14 protein-coding genes are annotated in these 18,521 nt (G+C 37.7%); 7 read left to right on the forward strand and 7 right to left on the reverse strand.

The features are described 5' to 3' along the window. The first annotated feature begins 726 nt into the window (after nucleotides 1-726). From Q0948_RS07310 to Q0948_RS07325, 4 genes are all read left to right on the forward strand, one after another. Entirely contained in the window at nucleotides 727-861 is a 135-nt protein-coding gene (locus tag Q0948_RS07310; RefSeq protein WP_262485442.1) for a hypothetical protein, read from the forward strand. A 9-nt stretch (nucleotides 862-870) separates the two neighbouring features. After that, entirely contained in the window at nucleotides 871-2,109 is a 1,239-nt protein-coding gene (locus Q0948_RS07315) for an oligosaccharide flippase family protein (protein WP_298351105.1), read from the forward strand. Nucleotides 2,110-2,451: 342 nt separating this feature from the next. Then, nucleotides 2,452-2,751, forward strand: coding sequence for a hypothetical protein (locus Q0948_RS07320; protein ID WP_298351102.1), 300 nt, complete (start codon nucleotides 2,452-2,454; stop codon nucleotides 2,749-2,751). A gap of 40 nt (nucleotides 2,752-2,791) precedes the next feature. After that, nucleotides 2,792-3,994 (forward strand): glycosyltransferase, encoded by a 1,203-nt coding sequence (locus tag Q0948_RS07325; protein ID WP_021779323.1) that lies wholly within the window; start codon nucleotides 2,792-2,794, stop codon nucleotides 3,992-3,994. Here the strand turns inward: Q0948_RS07325 and Q0948_RS07330 are convergent, their stop codons facing one another. From Q0948_RS07330 to Q0948_RS07340, 3 genes are read right to left on the reverse strand one after another with little or no spacing between them, the layout of a single operon-like run. Beyond that, nucleotides 3,995-5,509 carry a glycoside hydrolase family 2 TIM barrel-domain containing protein gene (locus Q0948_RS07330; RefSeq protein ID WP_298351098.1) on the reverse strand — a complete coding sequence of 505 codons (1,515 nt, stop codon included), beginning with the start codon at nucleotides 5,507-5,509 and terminating at the stop codon, nucleotides 3,995-3,997. After that, nucleotides 5,506-6,705, reverse strand: coding sequence for a hypothetical protein (locus Q0948_RS07335; RefSeq protein WP_298351095.1), 1,200 nt, complete (start codon nucleotides 6,703-6,705; stop codon nucleotides 5,506-5,508). Before Q0948_RS07335 ends, Q0948_RS07330 begins: the two co-directional genes overlap by 4 nt. A gap of 38 nt (nucleotides 6,706-6,743) precedes the next feature. Then, nucleotides 6,744-9,833, reverse strand: coding sequence for a hypothetical protein (locus Q0948_RS07340; RefSeq protein ID WP_298351092.1), 3,090 nt, complete (start codon nucleotides 9,831-9,833; stop codon nucleotides 6,744-6,746). Nucleotides 9,834-10,020: 187 nt separating this feature from the next. Here Q0948_RS07340 and Q0948_RS07345 point away from each other — a divergent pair, with 187 nt between their 5' ends. Continuing rightward, nucleotides 10,021-10,830 carry a dolichyl-phosphate beta-glucosyltransferase gene (locus Q0948_RS07345; protein WP_035336596.1) on the forward strand — a complete coding sequence of 270 codons (810 nt, stop codon included), beginning with the start codon at nucleotides 10,021-10,023 and terminating at the stop codon, nucleotides 10,828-10,830. 56 nt (nucleotides 10,831-10,886) lie between these two features. Continuing rightward, entirely contained in the window at nucleotides 10,887-11,855 is a 969-nt protein-coding gene (locus Q0948_RS07350; protein ID WP_298351088.1) for a type I phosphomannose isomerase catalytic subunit, read from the forward strand. A gap of 210 nt (nucleotides 11,856-12,065) precedes the next feature. On the opposite strand, the gene Q0948_RS07355 is transcribed toward Q0948_RS07350, so the two are convergent. The 4 genes from Q0948_RS07355 to Q0948_RS07370 form a co-directional block, all read right to left on the reverse strand. Beyond that, nucleotides 12,066-13,040 carry a type I phosphomannose isomerase catalytic subunit gene (locus tag Q0948_RS07355; RefSeq protein WP_298351086.1) on the reverse strand — a complete coding sequence of 325 codons (975 nt, stop codon included), beginning with the start codon at nucleotides 13,038-13,040 and terminating at the stop codon, nucleotides 12,066-12,068. Between the two features lie 2 nt (nucleotides 13,041-13,042). Beyond that, complete coding sequence (locus tag Q0948_RS07360) at nucleotides 13,043-14,167, reverse strand: glycerate kinase (RefSeq protein ID WP_298351083.1); 1,125 nt, start codon at nucleotides 14,165-14,167, stop codon at nucleotides 13,043-13,045. Nucleotides 14,168-14,178: 11 nt separating this feature from the next. Then, complete coding sequence (locus Q0948_RS07365) at nucleotides 14,179-15,786, reverse strand: sodium:solute symporter (RefSeq protein ID WP_298351081.1); 1,608 nt, start codon at nucleotides 15,784-15,786, stop codon at nucleotides 14,179-14,181. A 152-nt stretch (nucleotides 15,787-15,938) separates the two neighbouring features. Further along, nucleotides 15,939-17,246 carry a trehalase family glycosidase gene (locus tag Q0948_RS07370; protein WP_298351078.1) on the reverse strand — a complete coding sequence of 436 codons (1,308 nt, stop codon included), beginning with the start codon at nucleotides 17,244-17,246 and terminating at the stop codon, nucleotides 15,939-15,941. A 151-nt stretch (nucleotides 17,247-17,397) separates the two neighbouring features. On the opposite strand from Q0948_RS07370, the gene Q0948_RS07375 reads away from it, so the two are divergent. Next, nucleotides 17,398-18,432 carry a LacI family DNA-binding transcriptional regulator gene (locus tag Q0948_RS07375; RefSeq protein WP_363317820.1) on the forward strand — a complete coding sequence of 345 codons (1,035 nt, stop codon included), beginning with the start codon at nucleotides 17,398-17,400 and terminating at the stop codon, nucleotides 18,430-18,432. Nucleotides 18,433-18,521 lie beyond the last annotated feature (89 nt).

Consider the following 18,521-nt stretch of genomic DNA (forward strand, 5'->3'; position numbering starts at 1 on the left):
TGTGAGTGGAGTTTTGAGAGAAGTGTGCTGCGAACATCTCCCCAAGGTTCTATTTATTGTTCCTAAAGTCACTTGCCTCCAACATCTCCCCAACCCCTCTTCAAAGAGGGGCTTTCATCTTTGTGTACTCCTCCTCTTTGAAGAGGAGGCTGGGAGGAGATGTTTTGAGTTTGAGTTAGAAGATGGCTGCGAACATCTCCCCAAATGTGCCTTCCTCTCGTTCATACTTAACTCGTCGGAGGCAAGTTCAAAGAGGGGCTTTCATCTTTGTGTGCTCCTCCTCTTTGAAGAGGAGGCTGGGAGGAGATGTTTTGCGTTCGAGTGAGAAGTTAGTTGCCAACATCTCCCCAAATGTGCCTTCCTCTCGTTCATACTTCACTCGTCGGAAGCAAGTTCAAAGAGGGCTTCAAGTTGTCACTCCTCCTCTTTGAAGAGGAGGCTGGGAGGAGATGTTTTTGGGTTTGAGTGAGAAATATATAAATGTCGGGAGGAGATGTTTTGAATACGAGTAAGAAACAGAGAAGTTTACATAAGACCTTCTACACCCCAAAACCCACTCCTTATATAGTATCACATTAAACTTTCGCGAAAGAGACATAACCACAAAATATGCTTTAAAGATAAAACACGACCACTCGTCTACAGTAAAATTCTACTCATCGAAATTTCAACCGAAAGCCTCTTAATTGCTTGCATCTTTGTACCAGAATCAAACAACAAACTATTATGGGACTTACAGTAATAAATAACTCAAACACATTAAGAGTAGTACACAACGCTAGAAATACACAAGCTAGTAATACATTAAGTGTAGTACACAGAAAGGTAGATAAGCCGGTTATCCAGTTAATGACTTATTAATCATTAGTTATGATCGCTATACAACACAAAATCAAAAAGATACTCTCTCCCGAGCAAATATTTATGCTCAGTGCCTTTGTGGTAAATGGAGGAAACTACCTCTATAATTTAGGACTGGGTAGAGTACTAGGCCCTGGCGCCTTTGCAGATGCGGCTATACTTATCACCTTGCTACTTGTACTATCATTTGTTGCAATGACTTTTCAGCTAGCAGTTGCAAAGTTTACGACGGAGTTTGACAAGTCAAAACAAGAAGCATTTGTACAAAGAGCTTATAAACAAGCTACCACCTTTGGAATCATATTGGGTGCGGCAATTGTAGTTTTTGCAGGATCGCTGCAAACACTTTTTCAAACAGAATCTTCTGTAATGTTTACCATTTTTGGAATAGCAGTCCCACTTTATTTCATAATGAGCGTAAACAGAGGAAACCTTCAAGGACGTAAATCCTTTATTGCATTATCAATCACCTATCAATTGGAAATGGTATGCAGACTCGCACTTACATTTGCATTATTACTTTTCTTCAATATAGAATCGTCTGTCGCGGTAGCTACAGCAATCGCAATCTCTTTTATAGCAGGTGTATTTCCATTTAAAAAATTAACGTCTAAAAAGGCAGTGCAATCTGCCCTTACCTCAAAAGAGAGCAAGGCAGTTATGAACTTCTTTGTACTTACTGCGTGCTATGAGCTTACCCAAATCATTTGTAACAACAGTGATATACTCTTAGTAAAACACTATTTTCCATCTTATGATGCAGGATTATATGCATCTCTAGCGCTTATAGGTCGCGTAGTTTACTTTGTAACCTGGATGTTTGTAATGTTACTATTACCTACAGTAGTTTCTATGCGCAAGGAAGGTAAGAACTCTGTACCTGTACTTATGAAGTATGTAGGGTACATCACAGCCCTTGCTAGTGGTATTGTGTTATTTACATTTCTGTTTCCATCATTTGCAGTACAAATATTATTTGGAGAACAGTATATGTCTATTGCTCCATTATTAGGTTGGTATGCACTTGCGACATCTTTTTTTGCCCTATCTAACATTTTTGCCTACTACTATCTATCCCTAGATCATTATAAACCTATTGTAATTGCTGCCATTTTTGGAGTGTTACAAATAGTGTTAATCATATTATTCCACGATTCATTGTTTGAAGTTGTTTTAGCCCAAGTAGTTGCAATGGGAAGTTTACTCATTGCTCAATTACTTTATTTCTGGAAGATGCAAGTAAAGTAACAGTTTCCCCAAATTGTAGTTGCCCTCTTACATAAGCATTTGCTTTTGTGAGAGGGTTTTTGTTTTGACTAACTCAAGCCTATTAGGGAGGTCTATAAGATCCTTTTATATACTCCTTATCTATATCAAATCTCTATCTGGTGATATCTAATCTTAGTTACTGCATTATAGTGACTTAGCCTATGTGAGCTGTAATTGTAAGAAAGTGCAAAATCGTTTATCGAAGGTCAAATACCATTCGTCTATACTAACGGTCGAGTAAACGTTTTTCGTCCGCTTTCGCGAAAACAAAGTCCCATATTTGTACTATCAAAAAAACATAACTACTTATAAACAAACATTATGGCACTAGAAATAAACAACATTTACGGAGTAACTTGTATCAAAGGAAAAGTATCAAACACACACGTACAAGAAGTAAAAGGATACTTTAAAGCATTATTATCTGTAGAAGATAATGTCATCATAAATTTATGTGAGGTTAAAAAAGGAGCAAAGAAACTAGTAAGAGTTTTAGAAAGCTTACAAGCCGAAATCTCAGAACAAAAATCACTTAAGTTTTTCAGCTATCCAGAGCCAGCAGTTGCCGAATTATATGCGCAAATTAATAACCAGTCCAACTATTACCAGGCAGCAGCATAAGACAACACAAATTACTATAACAACATCAAATCTATATATTATGAAACTAGCAATCGTAACGGCCTATCCACCGAGCAAAGTAACTTTAAACGAATATGCATACCACTTAGTAAAGCACTTTCGTCAAAACCAAGAAGTAACAGAACTGGTACTTCTTACAGATGTAACTCCAGACCAAGCAGATATCACTTTTGAAGAAGATGGATGTGAGATTACAGTAAAGCAATGTTGGAAATTCAACAGCTTAAAAAATGTATTTTCTATCGCAAAAGCCGTAAGAGCAACTCAACCAGATGCAGTACTTTATAACCTACAATTTATGAAGTTTGGAGATAAGAAGGTAGCTGCAGCGCTAGGATTGTTTTCTCCTTGGGTATCAAAAATGATGGGAGTAAAAACAACGGTATTACTTCACAATATAATGGAAACTGTAGATCTTGATAGTGCAGGTTTTACAAGTAATAAATTAAAAATAAAGGCATATAACTTCATAGGCGAGATGCTTACTCGTGTGGTACTTAAAGCAGATACTGTGGCGCTTACCATCAGTAAATATGTAGACATACTAGAAGAGAAGTATAACGCAAAAAATTGTGTACTGATCCCTCACGGTACCTTTGAGATTCCAGAAGAGCCATCTTATGATGTTGCACCAGGTCCTTTAAAAATAATGACGTTCGGAAAATTTGGGACCTACAAGAAAGTAGAGATACTTATAGAAGCTGTTCAAATCGTAAGAGAGCAAACTGGTCGTGATCTTGAGATCGTAATTGCTGGTACAGATAGTCCTAACACGCCAGGATACCTAGCAGAAGTTCAAGAAGTATACAAACACGTTCCTAATCTTACATTTACAGGTTATGTGGAGGAAGAAGATGTACCTGTAATCTTTTCAGAAAGTGCGATGGTTGTTTTTCCATACACATCTACTACGGGAAGCTCAGGAGTATTACACCAGGCTGGGAGTTATGGTAAGGCAGTAGTAATGCCAGACTTAGGAGATCTAGGTATTCTTGTAAAAGAAGAAGGATATAGAGGTGAGTTTTTTAACCCAGAGAGTTTACATAGTCTAGCTACAGGAATCCAAAACCTTGTAACAAACGACGCTTACAGAACAGAAATAGCAAAGGCAAATTATCAAGCAGCTACAGCATTACCTATGAGCCGTATTGCTCAAATGTATATAGATGTTTTTAATGGCACATCAAGAAGAACAAAAAACACCACATTAATGGCAGCATAATTACCGGTTCTTAATGACCAAATAGGCATCGTCTTTCACCCCAAGTGTATTAACAATTCCAAAAAAAGCCTGTTTGTTCTTTCGCCACGGTAATCTACCAGCCACTTCACTCGGTATATCCCTAAAATCATAAAGTGTCCAAGAGAGATAGTGTATACTATCTCTTTTCTGGGTTTTATAAAACTCAGTATAATAAGCCGCTTGGTCTTCTTCATCTGGACCTATGGGATTCCATAAACCGTGATAAGCGGCAAGACCAAATTCTTGTAAAACCACAGGTTTACTAGTTACATCTGTAATTGATTTGTGAGCAGCACCTAGATCTTTGAGCTCTTTGTAATAATGATAAGAGACAATGTCTACTTTGTTTTCTAGATGTAATGCCGCCTCTGGAGAAGACCAGCCTATAGTTACTGGATGTGTATTATCTATAGTTTTGAGATAATCTATCGTTTGACTCAGCCACGATAATACCTCGCGTTGCCCACGACTTTCAAAATCTAGATTAGGCTCATTTTTTATATCCCACCCTAATAAAGCAGGATGGTCTTTTAAATGTGTTACGATACTATATAGATGAGCATTTGTAATAGTCCAATCTTGTATGCGATAATCTCCATAAAAGTCAAAAAGGGTGACCACAACCTTAAGATTTGCTGCTTGTGCTTCATCTAGAAGTGATGTGAGTTTTTCAAGCTTTTCTCGCGGAACACGCGCTTTGCCAAAATCCTCAAACCCAACAAAGACTCTTATAGAATTAAGCTTAAGATCATTAATAATTTTAAAATCTGTGGTGAGGGTATCTTTACTAAACGTAGCTCCAAAGGTATCCCAAGGGCTCCCTTGTGGGTAATAGTTAATTCCTTCTAACAATGCAAGATCAAGCGGGATTGTCTCTTTTTCACCATCATCTACTGGATGTGAGGCTACTTTTTCAAAATGTCGCACTCTCCAGAAGCCATCTTCCAGTAATAGTATGATTTTATAATCATCATTAAAAGAGCGCTCTACTAGAAATTGCTCATTTTTAAAAACTCGTTCTACACCTGTGACATTGCGATCTGTAAGTACAACCAGTGTACCGTCTGCACTATAAAATTCTAGCGAGAGATGATGGGTGAGGGTCGTACTTTCTATATATACGTTTGCCTCATTGTTTAAGGTGATTAAGTCCTCAACCTTTCCGCGGGCTTGCTCTGTAAAATGATCAAAAACTCCAGCATTTTCACCTGTGTAAAAAGCTCTATTTTTTACATACCAAGCGTCTAGATAATCTTCTTCTATGCTTTTAAGGTTTGCTTCTTCCATAGGTCTACCAGGATTCTCAATAGACTCCCACGTAACCTGAGGGACATAGTGACGCTCTTTTGTTTCATCTAGGTGAAGCATCTTACTTCTGTCTGCACCCGTGTTTAAAAAAGCAATCACCTGACTGATACCATAGAGGATACCTGCATTTATGAGAATAAATCCAGCCAAGATTAAGATACGATATAGCGTTTTATTGGTTTTCAATCTGTAATGGTGATTTTGTATGTAGCCTCGAGTCCTAGGGTCTCAACGTTTACATTATATGTTCCTGCTGGATAGTCTTCTTCTTTTAAATAAAAGACGGCAGATCCATTTTTGGTTAAGCCGTTGTAGGTGTTATTGTTTACAGTAACTTGTACGTCTATTCCATTTTGCACTAGCTGGCCTAGGTAGCTCGTAAGTGGGCCTACAGTTAGATTCCTTTCGGTGATTTGTGGTGCTGGGATGCTGTCTATGATAGCTGTAAACTCTTGAGTAATGGTTTTACTCTGTGCAATGCCTGTCGCTGCTGCTCGTACATTCCAAGTGGTAGGGAAGTGTGGGTGTAACGCTTTCGCGAAAGCGTACCCATTTATAGTACTCGCCGTAATCTGCCATTGGGCACCTGTAGCATTTGTCATAAAAAAGGTGACGAGTGTCCCGTCTGTCATTACATTACCGTGTGCATCGCGTATTTGCGAACTATTAAATGTGATGATTTCATTACCATCTGCATAGTTGTGATTACTACTTGCGGTGATAGTAAAATCTTGAGCAACATCTGGAAATACATCTGCTACCAACTCCTTAGACGAAATATTTTCAATCGTACTTCCCGTACTTACTCGGCCGGTCTTGAGTGGAGCATAAATACGTTTCCACACAAAGCCAGATGTAACCTCGTGAGATGTAGTTGTAATTTTAGATTTAAACTGTGACTTGAGAGCCACTTCTGTATTATCTGGCAGCGTGTTATCTAGTGTATCTGTAGGGATACTCACTAGCATCGTGTAGTCACGCACATTTGCAACAATACTACGTGGCCCAAGATAAGTTTCTACAGTGCCTAGTTGAGTAGGGTTGGATAGTAGTCTAAAACTTCCTTCTTGCGTAACATTATCATTAAGATATAGGCTATAATTTACCACACCACTACGTTTTGTAAAACTAGGAGGAATATAAAACTGTGGTGTATTATTAATCGCTTCGGGCTCTATAACAATCGTAGCATAGGTGCTAGAGAGAATGAGATAAGCCTGTCCCGTGGCAATAGCAGTGTCACCCATCGTGCTAATGTAGATTCCCTTTTCTGTAACTGTAGTATCCTCTATGTTATTTATAGATAGTGTTATAGGCGTAGCTGTTACTTCAACGGGTTCTTCTTTGCAACTAGACATACCGAAGCATATGAGTATACTCATATATAAAAGTAAATGCGATATGTGGGTGTGTCGCTTCATTATTTTGGATTACCTACATAGTTATTTGTGATGATGGTGATATATGCATACGGCATACCTGCTACAGATATAAACGTACGGTTAGTCCCAGCATCATTGCGTTGAGGCACCACCTTATCAGAGATACTCTGGTTAGGTAGTCCATTTACAGAGGCCGTAGCTAGTCCAGATGCAACCTCTGTAGGTAATGCATCTGTATAAAGTACTTCAGAAAAAGGGCGTTTGCGTTGCTGGCGCACACTCTCATCTATATATCTGCTTTCTACCCATAACAACTCCTTGTCTTCATTATAATAACCTATGAGTAGTTGTGGTATGGTCGCTTCCTCTATACTCGTATTAAAGAGAAAACCATTTAAGGTTGTGTCTTTTTGTGTGACATTAAAAAGGTCTGCAGCTTGGTAAAGATCTGTTGTTGCTACGTTTGCGCTTACTTGTACCTCAAAGTTTACTGGGATATCGGTAAGATCTACCTCTGTAAATGTATCTGGCTCGTAGGTAGTAGGCTTTTCTTCTAGCGCAGATGCCCAAGCAATACCCTCAAAGTTTATACGATATAGCGTTGTTTCCTTAGGCAGTAGTTTATGCTTTACTACATCTTTTGCATTAAATCTTGCCAGCTCCTCATTTTCTTCATTATATAAAGCTCCTGTCACAGAGATATCTGCAGGGATATTATCTACATTCTGTATTTCGCCTACAATAGCATAAGTTGTGTCTAGCTGTACCAGTCTTGCAGAGAGTACCTCTACAACGGGCTGTTTAAGTACATCTTCGTGAAAGGTTTGCTCTGAGGTGACGGCACGCTTACCGTGATTATAATACCTAGTGCCACTTTGTATGAGTAATTGCTCTGGTGGGATGTCTGGATCTACCTTTTGAGGTATAATGTACCACTTGCTTTTCTTCTTAATGAGCTCTAGCTCATCTTGAGTTTGTATCTCCTTGAGGGGTGTAATCCAGGTGGCATCTACGACACCTTGTGCAGTTGTGTCTGTCTTAGGGGTTATATCTATGTGCAAGCTATCTAGCTTTGCATATGAACTTAACAGACCATCTGAGACTGATATCTCAAGCATAAACTGGGAGAGTTTTTTATCACTCTCTGGATCAAGATAAGAGTGCGCACGCTCAAACTCTTTAAAATCTACAGCATCATAATAGGCCGTGACCACATTTCTTGCAGAGAGTTGTGTGGTGTTTTTTACATAAAATAGATATCCTGCATAGGCTATTATAATGAGTAAAACAATCGTCCATAAAATAGAAGCCCAGTATAATAAGGAGGGTGCTCGCTTGTATTTTGCCGCAAATGCAAAATATAATGGAAGCTCATTTTTTCTATTAAAAGATCGCGTCCACAAGGCACCTAGATGCAATAGTATTGCGAGTATTACTGTTGAGAATGGAATGATGCCCCACATAAGCTTTAAAACTAGCGGTGCATCTTCTCTAGGCAGCACACTAGGTAAGGGAGCAATACCTGCTTTTTCCCAAACCATAATACCGTTTTCTAGTAAGCTTAATCTGTGCCAGCCAGCAAAGTAGAGTAGTGGGTCATAAAATTTATCATTAGAAAACACATATTTTAAATGATACTTCTCCGGTACCGTAAGAAACTGCTGTAGTGAGCCTATTCCTTCTATACCTCTATATTTTGAGTTTTCGAGACGCTCTACCGCTCGTGTGGTAAGCTCTGGCAGCCTTCTAGCAGAGTGGTAATCTCCATCTACCGTGGTTGCCTGAGTTTGTGCAGAGAGCCACGCCATCTGGTCTCCAAAACCTAGTGGTAAGTAACGCCATTTATAATGCTCATCTTCATTTAAGAAGTTTACAATAGGCGTCATCTTAATTACATCTGGCTGGCTCGGTCTAAATTTTCCTAGGGTAATTGTAAAAATGGCAATAAAAATAAATAGTAGTGATAAAAATGCTCCAGATGCTCTATGCACCAGCGTTCCCCATTTTTCTTGCAAGTAGTCCTTATAATCTCCCTCTACAAAGCGATAACAAAATTCGCCAAAAACCGGCAGTGCCATTATAGATGCCCATAATGTAAAGCGGTCTAGTGTAAGGATATTAAAGGCATTTTCGCCTAGCATTGCCAGCGGTATAGGTGTAGTACCACCAGTACCCAAAATAAAAAGTAAAGTAAATGAGATGCCAAAAAATAGAAGGCGCTTGCTATAATATCTATAAAAGAAATAAGGAAGCAAGAACATTAAAAGTCCCCAAGGGATCACAAAGAACACCAGTCCAGAGGAGAGTACTTCAAGAAAGCTGTCACGCGACCCGTGCGGTATGGGCACCTGCGTGATGGGATTATTTTTAGTATTTACCCAATACGGTAAGATGCACGTGATGATAAGAAACAAGGAACATCCTCCAAATATGATGATGCGTCTTAGGTGGGTCCATACCGCTTTCGCGAAAGCGATAACAGTCACCTCTTTTGTACTATTAACCTTTTCTCTCGCGGCATCCATTACCACCATTCCTAACAGCGGGAATATGAAGAAAACCATACCAAAGATAGGAGTCACGTGATGTGAAGTAACTGTTACCGAGAGTAATGCCAGTGCTTTAAAGAGGTGTCGTTTGCGTGCAGTTTTTACCCAGAGATATATCTCCGGCAGGCAATGCATTAATACAGAGATACCTATAATGCTAGGAAGTTGCCCAAATATATGGAGCGTTTCTACAAAGGAAGAACTAAATACGGCTAGCACCGCAGCATAACCAGCGACCTTTTTATTAGGTATAAGCACCATCGTAAAGCGATACACTCCAGTAATAAATAGTACGACTCCCGTGAGGGCGACGGTAAACATCCCAAATTTAAGACCACCTATATAAGAGAGTGCTCCTATAGTTTGATGCACCAGTGGTGGGTATCCCATTACTGTAAAGCCAGTATACCAGCTATAACTCCACGGCTCAAACCAGTTAGTCGCATAGTGATTTGCAAAAAACAGGTGAATAAGAGCGTCATAAGTGCGCTCTACAGTAAAAAACATAGCCGTCCCGTGGAAAATCATTCCGAGGAGTACGGCACTTACTAAATATTTGTTAGTTCTAGACTGTTTCATTTGGGAGTGAAAAGATACCCTTTTTAATATTCTGATTCAAAGATAGTTCTTTCGATGAATGGTTCATCCTTCGACGAATGGTAACCGTCGATACAAAGAATCCAGCCATCGAAAATTCAAAAAAATAGCTGCAATCTGGGGGTATGTTTGTCTTGTAAAACAATAACAACACACAAAAACACACATTATGAAAACTGGAATAATCATCCCTTGCTACAACGAAGAAAAGAGACTTAACACAGAAGCATTTGTAAAATTCATTAAAGAAAACCGCGATTACCACCTATGTTTTGTAAACGATGGAAGTAAAGATAAAACGCTAGAGGTTCTTTATAGTATGAAAGAACAAGCGCCTAATGCAATAAGCATTGTAGATGTAAAAAAGAACTCTGGTAAAGCAACCGCTGTAAGAGCAGGAGCTAGATTCTTATACAGCAAGTCTACTATCTCTACGATAGGATTTATGGATGCAGACCTCTCAACAGACTTCAGAGATTTTAAGGACCTCGTTAAAACTCTGAAGACTGAGGGAAAGCTCGTAGTTTTTGGTTCTAGAAACGCTTTAGGAAGCGGTGAGATAGAGCGTAACTTTATGAGAAATATGTTTTCAAAATTTGTGAAGCAGTTTATCTTATTAATCTTAGGATTACCTATAAGAGACACGCAGTGTGGAGCAAAAGTATTTACAAGAAGCATCGTGCCTGTAGTATATGACAATGCTTTTACTAGCAGATGGTTGTTTGATGTTGAGATCTTCTTACGTCTTAAGAGCTACCTAGGAAAAGAAAATACAATGACGAACATCTTTGAGCAGCCACTTATGAGATGGGTACACGTAGATGATTCTAAGTTAGGAATGAAAGACGCTTTACAAATCCCAATGAATCTTACACAAATCTGGATGAACTATGCTTTTCAAAGCAATACAGCAGCCAGCGCAATCCCTACAGAATTTGCATTAGACACTATGTCTCAAGAATTTTCTATAGCAGCATAATAATTACTGTTTCCTAGTCCCCATAAAACATCATTATCCACATCAAATCTACTATTATGAACATCTATCCAATAAAATTTGAGCCTATTCTTCAAGAAAAAATCTGGGGAGGATCTAAACTACAATCGGTACTTAACAAGAAATGTACTAGCGATACGACTGGTGAGAGCTGGGAAATATCTGGAGTAGAAGGAAATATATCACAGGTAGCAAACGGATTATACGAGGGAGAATCACTGGTTTCTCTTTTAGAAAACCACACAAGTGAATTTGTAGGAGCTGCAAATTATGAACGATTTGGAAATGAGTTTCCGTTGCTTATAAAGTTTCTAGATGCAAAGACAAATCTTTCTGTTCAAGTACACCCAGATGATGAGATGGCACAAAGAGATCATAACTCATACGGTAAAACCGAAATGTGGTACATAATGGATCACGAAGAAGAAGCAGAGATCATATTAGGTCTTAAAGATAAAAATGCAAATACAGAGATCTTACGTGATGTGACAGGAGATAATGTATATGATGTATTTAATAAAGAAAAAGTAACAAGAGGCGATGCATATTTTATCCCTGCAGGAAAGATACACGCCATAGGAGCGGGGGTACTCGCAGCAGAGATACAGCAAACCTCAGATATCACCTATAGAGTATATGACTGGGATCGCACAGATAAGGAAGGTCAAAAAAGAGATTTACACCTAGACCAGTCTGTAGCAGCTACTAAGGAGTTTACTGAAGAGTGTAAGAAAGATTGCAAAGTAGAAGATAATGTATCACAGAATGTTGTTGCTTGTGATTATTTTACAACAAATAGCTTTAATGTAAATAGTACATTTCAAAGATCATTTACTAACCTAGATTCGTTTGTTATTCTTATGTGTGTAGAGGGTACAGCATCTGTAACTGTAAATGATAAAACAGAAATTATATCTATGGGCGAAACTATTCTCTTACCAGCACAATGTGATGAAGCTTCATTTTTTGCTCAGAATGCAAAGTTTTTAGAAGTGTATATTGATTAAGAAATAGATCTAGGGTATCACTGTGATGTAAACCTAATAATGTACGTTGTTGTTATTGTTACATTAAATAGATTAAGCATTACAGAGTAGAACTATTAGATCATAAATAAATCCGCATCAACTATAAAAAGTTGTTTGCGGATTGTTTTTTTAAATTCCTCATCGCCGTTTTTAAGAATTAATTTATAGTTATGTACGAGAGGGTAAGAGCTACGTAATATGTACTTCTAGTAACTTTACACCTTTTGTTATAAAGTCTATATGCTCTATAGTAGCTGGAATTAAAATAGTCTCACCTTTACTAAGTTCATAAGTAGTATTAAAACATTGTAAACTAGTCTTTCCTTCTACACATATATATATCACAAATGATTTTATGGAGCTGAGATCTCTAGAGAAACTATCTTTTAGATGTAATGAGTTCGTTTTAAAGTATGGGCTAAAAATCAGTTTATTAACCTTATTAGGGCAGGTTTCATAACCTGTTGCATAAGAGGCATAATGATTATAATCTATAGCGTCTAGCGCTAGATTGGTATGTAAGTCTCTCTTTTTACCAGTGGTTTTATCTACTCTGTCATAATCATAAATCCGGTAGGTGATATCTGAGGTTTGTTGTATTTCGGCAAGTAATACTCCCGCACCTATGGCGTGTACTCGTCCTGCAGGAATGTAATAAGCACTACCTTCTTTTACTTTTTCGGTGTTAAGAATTTCTGGGAGCGTGTTGTCTTGCAAATGTTCTTGATAGTTTTCTTGAGAGACTCTCTTATTAAATCCTACTATAAGTTCGGCATCTTTTTCGGCCTGCATAACGTACCACATCTCGTTTTTTCCATACGAGTTATGTCTTTGTCTTGCGAGGTCATCGTTAGGGTGAACTTGTATTGATAATGGACTTTTTGCATCTATAAATTTGATTAATAGCGGAAATGTCGAACCAAAGTTGTCATAAACACTTTGACCTACTAGCTCATCCTTATAGGTTTCTATCAGATCTTTTAGGGTTTTTCCGGATAATGGTCCTTCACTCACCTTAGTCTCGTTACCTGGCACACCAGACACTTCCCAAGATTTACCTATTGAGTTTTGCTCATAGTTTTTATTGAGTTCAGTTTTTAATTTTTCACCTCCCCAAATACGATAGCTGTAAACGGGGGTGAATTTAAGGGGATAGAGTGTCATCTTTATAAGTATTTTGTTGCAAATGTGCTTGCTATGTGTTGTAGATGGTATTCCGCTTTCGCGAAAGCGTCATTAAGATCTCTAGCTTTTTCCATTACAGAGGCTGCATATACAATCCCTATATGCTCTAGTTCAATTTTATCAAGATCAATTGCCCCACAGAAAGCGGCAACTTTACTGTTGTTTCTTTTTGCAGAAGTGATTACTCCTTGAATGGTCTTTCCAGAGAGTGTCTGGCTGTCTAATTTACCCTCACCAGTGATAATCCAGTCTGCATCTTTGATACGATTGTCAAAATCTGAAAGTGATTTTATAAGGTCTATGCCCGGGCTAAGCTTACCATTCAAAAAAATCTTTGCGGCTATGCCCATACCACCAGCAGCACCTGCACCTTCTATAAGTTGTGGGTTTATATTAAAATGGTTCTCTATTACTTGCGCTATATCTTTAAGTCCTTGGTCTAGCAAAGTGATATCATCTCGTGTTGCTCCCTTTTGAGCTGCATAAACCTGGGCAGCACCGTTTGTGCCGTAAAGGGGGTTTTTTACATCACAGGCGATTTCAAAATTTACATTTGCAAGACCTGGGTGTATTGCACTAGCGTCTATTGTGACAACGCTAGAGAGATTTGCACCTATGGGATGTACTGTGTTGCCATTTTTATCTAGAAACTGATATCCTAATGCTGTAGCCATACCCATACCACAGTCATTTGTTGCACTACCGCCTATACCTAGTATAATTGTTGTAGCGCCTTTATTTATAGCATCTACAATCATCTCACCAGTGCCTAAGGTGGTTGCGTTTTTACAATCTAATTGCTGCTCTGAGAGTAATTTTACTCCAGAAGCTTCTGCCATTTCTATAAAGGCTGTTTGAGTTTGTGATGCATATAGGTAAGTGGCTATTACTTTTTCAAAAAAAGGATTACTTACAGCTACATCTATATGCTCACCTTTAAGATAATAGTTTACAACCTCTATGGTACCATCTCCACCATCTGCCAGAGGAAGTTTAAGTATATCAATATCTGTGCAAACAGAATGTATCCCATTTATTACGGCATCACAAAACTGTAATCCTGTAAGGGAATTTTTGAACTTATCTGGTGCTAAAACTATCTTCACAATATCTCAAATTAGCTTAAAATACGTTGCATAGACATTGCAAGAATCACAATAACTATAAAGTAGCTCAAGAGGATAATTACTTCTCTTTTCCCTGCTTTATAGAAGAAGACTTCAAGACCTTCTTTGCGCTCTCGTTTTATAATGAGACTTATACTGTAAGCTACTGCCATAGTAACAATACATCCTATAGCGTTCCACCAGAACCAGAATATGGCAGGTACATAAAGCCATAAATACATATTAAAGAGTACACCCGCTACAATACCTATGTTTGCGCCTAGGGCGTGTGTCTTCTTAGTTAATATAGCAAGTATAAATGCGGCAAGAATAGGTCCATAAAAGATGGAGCTTATTTTATTAATAACTTCTATTACAGTACCTTCTATACTACCTGCAAAAAAGGCAAAAAATAAACATACTAGCCCCCAGAATACCGAAAGTAAACGAGAGTTCATTACATATTGCTTATCTGTCATATTAGGTTTAAAACGTTTAATAAAATCCTCAAGAGTCACTGCAGATAGCGAGTTTACCGTAGAACTCAATGAAGACATCGCTGCAGACATAATTGCCACTATAAGAATACCTATAATACCATTAGGTAAATACTTGATGATAAAAACAGGCACCATCAAATCTGCTTTTTTACCTTCTAAGGAAGAAATGTTAGTTTGATACACACTATCTAAAAGCTCTTGAAAACCTGCGTCTTGTATAAGTAGGGTTCCTAGCACGAGACCCATTATACAATAGGTAAGCGTTATGGGGAATCTAAAGAGGCCATTTGCAAGTAGTAATTTCTTTATGGTAGGCATTCCTTTTGCAGAGAGAAGGCGCTGCGACTGTGTTTGATCTGTACCGTAATATGAGGCGTATAAAAAGAAACCTCCTATTACCATAGGCCAGAACCCAAATTCATCATTCTTATCTGCATTATCAAATCCCCACTTAGAAAAATCTACAGCGGTAAGCCTATCTTGATCTACATTAGTCAAGAAGTTTTCAAAACCACCTAGCTCACTTATTCCATAAACAAGACACACTATAATACCAAAAAAGAGAATACACATTTGTATCACATCTCCCCATATCACAGCCTTCATACCACCTTGAAAAGAATATATCATCGTGATGACACCTATAATAAGCACAGAAATCCAGAAATCTATACCAATAGTGGCTTGTAAAATAAGCGCCATAGTATACACCATCACACCTGTCGCAACAGATCTACTTATCTGGAATACAAAACTTATAAGCAAGCGTGAGGAGGCGTCAAATCTTTTTTCTAGATACTCATAAACACTTACGATACCAGACTTATATAAAGACGGGATTATAGCTATAAGCAAGAACGCCATAGCCAGTGGTACTCCAAACTCATAAGTTAACCACTGTAAACCTCCACCATCTTTAAGCCCTACAAATGCCGGTGCCGAAATAAAACTTATGGCAGACAGCTGTGTAGCCATAGTCGATAAACTGAGCGGAAACCACCCCATAGACTGCCCTCCTAGAAAGTAATCTTTTGAGTTGTTGTTTTCTTTAAAGAAATAGCCTATTCCTAAGAAACCGAGGAGATACACGACAATGATAATGTAATCTATATAATTCATTTCTTATGCTTTGATGATTAGTAGTTGTGATATTTACGCTTTCGCGAAAGCGTAATACTCCCTGTAAAATACTTAAAAGTAATGTATTAGACTTCTTATAAGAACCTACAGGGAGATACATACTTAGAGTAAATGGGGGAACTTGGTATGTTTTAATCTTTGCTCAATAAATCTATTAATAGCGCTGCACTCCAAGAAAAGTCATTACCACCATAACCGCCGCTGCCGTCCGTGTGCATTTCCTTTCTTGAGTCAAAATATTCATAAAAACCATTTTTTTCTATAAGAGCAATGGTATCTTCTTTTACGCGCGCTGCGATATCATTGTATCCATAAGAGATGAGACCCTTATAAAGCATCCAGTTGAGGTTCACCCATACTGGTCCTCTCCAGTACTTTTTTGGATTAAAGCGCTCGCTAGTAGGATCAAATGATGCACATAGATATTGATGGTCACCTCCAAATTTTTTCATCATAGTCTGCACCATTGTTTCTGCACGTTCTCGTGAAGGAATACCGGCAAATAAAGGAGCAAATGATGATGAGGATAGATAGGGTAGCGGCTTTTCATTACGTAAGTCGTAGTGAACGTATGCACCCATCTCTTTATCAAATAACTTGTTATCAAATGACTTTACAGCCTTGTCTTGCCATTTTTTGAGTTGTCCAATTTTATCATCGTTACCTCCTAACAGTTTATACAATTCGATAAGACATTTATTAGACTTTATAAGAACTGCATTAAAAAGAGGGTCTTGTACGAGAAAAGGAGACAGCTCTGCAATTTTTGCATCATCATAGTTATGTGCTTTTGCAATCTCAATAATGTGAACATAGTGGTCATATTCTCTTTTTGATGGTCTCTGAGCGGCATCTACGTGTGTAGTATCTTTTCTCTCAAAGTTATAATCTGGCGGATTCATTGTTTTCCAGATATCATCCCATATAGGAGAGTTATCTGTGCCAGACTCCCAGTTGTGATAAATGTAGACAAGTCCCTCATCTTGAGGGTCACGTTTATTATAAAAGTATTTGTGATTGTGATATACCTTATCTATTACAGATTGTATAAAGGCTAGTGAAGCTTTTTTGTTAACACTGGTATCATAGAGTTCTTTAAGTACAAATCCTGTAACTGGAGGTTGGGTCATTCCAGTAGATTTATATTTTTTTGAAGACTGTGGATGTAAGCTTGATTTATGAAAATCTGCTCCTGGAAAATAGGTGTCTGTTTCTGTATGAAAAATGATGTGAGGTATAAACCCATTATCCCACTGTGCATCTAGTAGTGTTTCTATCTCTTTTTCTGCCTTAGGCATATCAAAATGGGCAAAACCAATAGCAATCAAGCCAGAGTCCCAAAACCATTGAAAAGGGTAGAGGTTTGCACAAGGAATACTAAAGGCATCTTTCCAGTTTTTATTTAATACATCAATCGCTCTTTGCTGTAATGTTGTCATAGGGTTATCGTTAAAGGGATGTATTATTAAATAATACACTTAATTGGTTTTGAAAGTAAATATATTTTCATATTCATAATTATCACATCGCTTTTTTACTTTATTATTATGCAAACGTTTGCGGTAACGTTTGCAATTTTATTATTTTTAGATGATGAAAAAAGAGGTAACTACTCTTAAAACTATAGCGAGAAGATTAAATATCTCAATATCTACAGTTTCAAGAGCACTTAATGATCATCCAGATATAAATAAGGAGACAAAGGCAAAAGTGAAGCAGCTTGCAAAGAAGTTGCACTATGTGCCTAATATATTTGCAAAGGGCTTTAGAAAACATAAGTCTAATATAATAGGTGTCATTGTACCTACAATAACACACTATTTTACAACTACTATCGTGAGGGGCATATTAGAAGAGGCCGCTGTAAAGGGATATCGTGTTATTATATCTGAGTCCAATAACGATGTAGACATCCAGAATGAGATGCTTAACACTATGATTCAGTTTGGGGTAGATGGTATACTAGCAAATCTTACAAAGACCACTCGCAATATAGATACCATATTACCCATCGCACATACAGTACCACTAATATTATTTGATAAAGTCTCAGAAAAAATACCTTGTACTCAAGTAACTATAAACGATGAGCAAGCCGCTTATAATGCAGTAGAGCATCTTATTAATATAGGAAAGAGAAGAATAGCTATTTTAAAAGAAGGTGAGTTTTCTTATACCTCACAGAAGCGTTATAAAGGATATATAAAAGCCCTAGAAGCTCATAATATTGCTGTAGACGATAAAATTATATTAAGTGTAGATGACATCTCTCTAAATCAAGGGAAGCGTATGACTAATATTTTATTAAGTCTCAAAAAAAGACCAGATGCTATTTTTGCAATAACAGATAGTGCCGCAATAGGGGTCATACAGACTCTTAATAAATCAAATATTAGAATCCCAGAGGAGATTGCCGTTGTAGGCTTCAGTAATTCTAAAAGCTCAAAAATAGTAGAGCCTAATCTCACTACTGTAAGTCAGCCTGGTAATTTGATAGGGAAGACTGCAGTATCATATCTTATTAGCGAGATAGAGAATGAGAGCGATACAGAAATGACCACTAGTAAAACCGTAGAGATTAACACGGAACTTATAGTAAGGGAATCTACATTAAAATTAAGCTAGTTTGCAAGCTTCTTTTTACGCTTTCGCGAAAGCGTACTACAAAAAACATCAATTATGACTATTTATAGTACATTAGTATGCCTTAATGA

The organism is uncultured Dokdonia sp. (genome assembly GCF_947496725.1).
Classification (GTDB): Bacteria; Bacteroidota; Bacteroidia; order Flavobacteriales; family Flavobacteriaceae; genus Dokdonia.

Coding starts and splice junctions, on each gene's coding strand:
- Q0948_RS07310 (WP_262485442.1), top strand. CDS start 727: ATGGGACTTACAGTAATAAATAACTCAAACACATTAAGAGTAGTACAC.
- Q0948_RS07315 (WP_298351105.1), top strand. CDS start 871: ATGATCGCTATACAACACAAAATCAAAAAGATACTCTCTCCCGAGCAA.
- Q0948_RS07320 (WP_298351102.1), top strand. CDS start 2,452: ATGGCACTAGAAATAAACAACATTTACGGAGTAACTTGTATCAAAGGA.
- Q0948_RS07325 (WP_021779323.1), top strand. CDS start 2,792: ATGAAACTAGCAATCGTAACGGCCTATCCACCGAGCAAAGTAACTTTA.
- Q0948_RS07335 (WP_298351095.1), bottom strand. CDS start 6,705: ATGAGTATACTCATATGCTTCGGTATGTCTAGTTGCAAAGAAGAACCC.
- Q0948_RS07340 (WP_298351092.1), bottom strand. CDS start 9,833: ATGAAACAGTCTAGAACTAACAAATATTTAGTAAGTGCCGTACTCCTC.
- Q0948_RS07345 (WP_035336596.1), top strand. CDS start 10,021: ATGAAAACTGGAATAATCATCCCTTGCTACAACGAAGAAAAGAGACTT.
- Q0948_RS07350 (WP_298351088.1), top strand. CDS start 10,887: ATGAACATCTATCCAATAAAATTTGAGCCTATTCTTCAAGAAAAAATC.
- Q0948_RS07355 (WP_298351086.1), bottom strand. CDS start 13,040: ATGACACTCTATCCCCTTAAATTCACCCCCGTTTACAGCTATCGTATT.
- Q0948_RS07365 (WP_298351081.1), bottom strand. CDS start 15,786: ATGAATTATATAGATTACATTATCATTGTCGTGTATCTCCTCGGTTTC.
- Q0948_RS07370 (WP_298351078.1), bottom strand. CDS start 17,246: ATGACAACATTACAGCAAAGAGCGATTGATGTATTAAATAAAAACTGG.
- Q0948_RS07375 (WP_363317820.1), top strand. CDS start 17,398: ATGATGAAAAAAGAGGTAACTACTCTTAAAACTATAGCGAGAAGATTA.